General features: G+C 52.3%; 5 protein-coding genes. All 5 read right to left on the reverse strand.

What is annotated here, in order from left to right; all coding sequences use genetic code 11:
* On the reverse strand, window positions 1–705 hold a 705-nt coding region (locus ACOSYY_RS02785; protein ID WP_421660748.1), incomplete at its 3' end, for a GTP pyrophosphokinase.
* A 214-nt stretch (window positions 706–919) separates the two neighbouring features.
* Entirely contained in the window at window positions 920–1213 is a 294-nt protein-coding gene (locus ACOSYY_RS02790) for a BrnA antitoxin family protein (RefSeq protein ID WP_421660749.1), read from the reverse strand.
* Window positions 1131–1370 carry a BrnT family toxin gene (locus ACOSYY_RS02795; RefSeq protein WP_421660750.1) on the reverse strand — a complete coding sequence of 80 codons (240 nt, stop codon included), beginning with the start codon at window positions 1368–1370 and terminating at the stop codon, window positions 1131–1133. Before ACOSYY_RS02795 ends, ACOSYY_RS02790 begins: the two co-directional genes overlap by 83 nt.
* Window positions 1371–1685: 315 nt before the next feature.
* Entirely contained in the window at window positions 1686–1982 is a 297-nt protein-coding gene (locus ACOSYY_RS02800) for a helix-turn-helix domain-containing protein (protein WP_421660751.1), read from the reverse strand.
* A 33-nt stretch (window positions 1983–2015) separates the two neighbouring features.
* Window positions 2016–2342 (reverse strand): type II toxin-antitoxin system RelE/ParE family toxin, encoded by a 327-nt coding sequence (locus ACOSYY_RS02805; protein WP_421660752.1) that lies wholly within the window; start codon window positions 2340–2342, stop codon window positions 2016–2018.
* Between the last annotated feature and the right edge of the window lie 75 nt (window positions 2343–2417).

The following is a 2417-nucleotide window of genomic DNA, read 5'->3' on the forward strand; positions in this document are numbered from 1 at the left end:
GTTGTTGTTTTGTGCTTTGTCGAGCAACGTGGAGATATCTTGATCGAACATCTGCTTTCCCTGAAGGAGTTGTTCAAACTCCTTCTGCGCCTTTTGCAGTTCATATCCAGCTGGGACCAGATACTTGTCCGCGATCCGATCAAATCTACGCTTTATATCAGCCATGGCTCTCGCGCCGAAATCGTTACCCATCTTGTTCTTATAGAGAATGTCGTGGGAGGTTTCGGCCCAGGCGTGCCCCAGAATGGTTTGAATCTGAATCTCGCAGCGAAGGCCAACAAATTGTGCATACTCGGGGAACCGAATCCGATCGGCACCTAGCCTTACCGTATAGTGAATTCCTCGGTATTGTTCTCCTTGTTTTTCAGGGGTGGGGTGATAGATCTTGGTTGAATCCGGCTCAACCTCAAAATTATCGTGAACTAGTGATGATTGTATGAAACGGTTAACGTCATTGTTGGTGTAGAAGATTATTCGCACTCCAGCAAGATCGCGCCGATCAAGCTCTAATGACGGTGTGGACAGCTTACCTTCTTCTGCTAAGCGACGCCGCAGGCTTTCGATATCTTTAGCTCGATATTGGATTGACTGAGGCCGTGGCAGACTCTCAGCGGCCAAGAAGGCTTTTCTTAGGATAAAGCGGACCGTCTCAGCGAAGGCTTGATAGATCGCAAGATACTTCGTCTCGTAGTCATTGAGATTCACGACAATCTAATCTTACCCCCACAAGATAGGCATTTGGAGTTAGATCTGGCATTGTGCATGCCAATGCGACATACCTTATGCACTTGCATGTACGGAGATTAGGCATGAGCATTGATTCCTACCACGAAAACAAGATCACGCTGCACGATGAATCTTGACGGTCAGGCGAACGGTCGAGGCGAGCGAGCATATCGATGAGTGCATCGGTGCTGCCTCACGCCGCGTGAGCTGTGGCCTTTTCCAATAATTCGTGAATAAGTGTCTGATAGGGTTTCCCGCGTTTGGCGGCCATTTTTCGCAACTGACTCAAGAGCCGTGGCGAGAGACGGATGGCGATCAGCTGTTTCGCCATTCCGCTGGACGGTCTTCCTACCCGGCGCGCGCGTCGAAGCTCTTCGGCCGTAGACTCCGGAACGTCCGAAAAATCAATCTGCGAATCGGGTATAGGCTTGGCGTTCCCGCCGACTCGCCGGCCGCGCACTGATGATCCGGAATGTTTCTTTTTCATGTCCCATCCCCCGTACGGTATACACCACGAGCAAGACTCGATCACTCACCGAGTGACCGAGTCGTTTGAACCGACGCTCTTGGGTTGAGTGTGCAGGATCGTCCCAGTCGAGCCCATTGGCATCGCCAAAAACGGTTGCCGCTTCTTCGAACGACACGCCATGTTTCTCAATTGGCGATCGCCTTCGCAACCTCCCACGTAAACACCCTGGTGTATATACAGTAATAGACCTCTTAATACAATCCGCCTCGTATCGAAATCCACACGAGCCTCAACCAATCTATCCCTCCGCTTTCGTCGTTCGCCATGCGATCGCGGCGGCACTGAGGAGCATGAGCGAGGCGATGATGAATGGTGCGCCGGGAAGCTCAAAAGAAATGCCCAGCGTTGAGTGCTGAGTGCTGAGAGAAGAGTCGGTCTGAATGAACTAGGCAAAGATCTGTGTGAAGAGGGTCGGTCCGATCAGGGCATGTCACGCCGCACGACGAACTTTGATGGTCAGACGAACGGTCGCGCCGAGGCGAGCGAGCATATCGATAAGCGCGTCGGTACTAAAAAGATCGATACGCCCCCGGAGGAGATCGCTGACTCGGGGCTGAGTCACGCCGAGCGTCTTGGCGACAGCCTTCTGTTTGAGTCTGCGAGACGCAATGAGCTTCTGTATTTGAATCATGAGATCCGCCCGGACCAGCAGATGTTCGGCCTCCTCACGACGAAATCCAAGGTCACGGAATACGTTTCCGGTGGACGGTGTGATCTTCAGCTTCATGATACTTTTCCTTTCTCGTTTTCTTCCTGTCGTTCAACGCTGCGCCACGAGGGCTTGGTAGCGTCGCCTGGCCAGATCGAGATCGCGTTGTGACGTCTTCCTCGTACGCTTCTCAAAGGCATGAAGCACATAGATCGCCTCCTCAAACTTGGCAATGTAACAGACACGGTGCTCCAGCGCGGTATGAACTCTGATTTCACGGACACCGGGACCGATTGTCGACATTGGTTTCCAATCGACTGGCTCCAATCCCTGCTGAATCTGTCGAAGCTGAAAGCCGGCGAGCCGCCTGGCATCCGGCGGAAATGTCTGTAAGTCATGCCTCGACGATCCAAGCCACCGAATTGCTTTTCCTGTCACGTTATAAATATGCAAGTTTTAGTATATAGCTGTCAAGAACAGCGCCCTATGGTCCACCAGTCTTCGTCGTTCGCC

This window comes from Nitrospira sp. BLG_2, assembly GCF_049222245.1.

Coding starts and splice junctions, on each gene's coding strand:
- ACOSYY_RS02790 (WP_421660749.1), bottom strand. CDS start 1,213: ATGAAAAAGAAACATTCCGGATCATCAGTGCGCGGCCGGCGAGTCGGC.
- ACOSYY_RS02800 (WP_421660751.1), bottom strand. CDS start 1,982: ATGAAGCTGAAGATCACACCGTCCACCGGAAACGTATTCCGTGACCTT.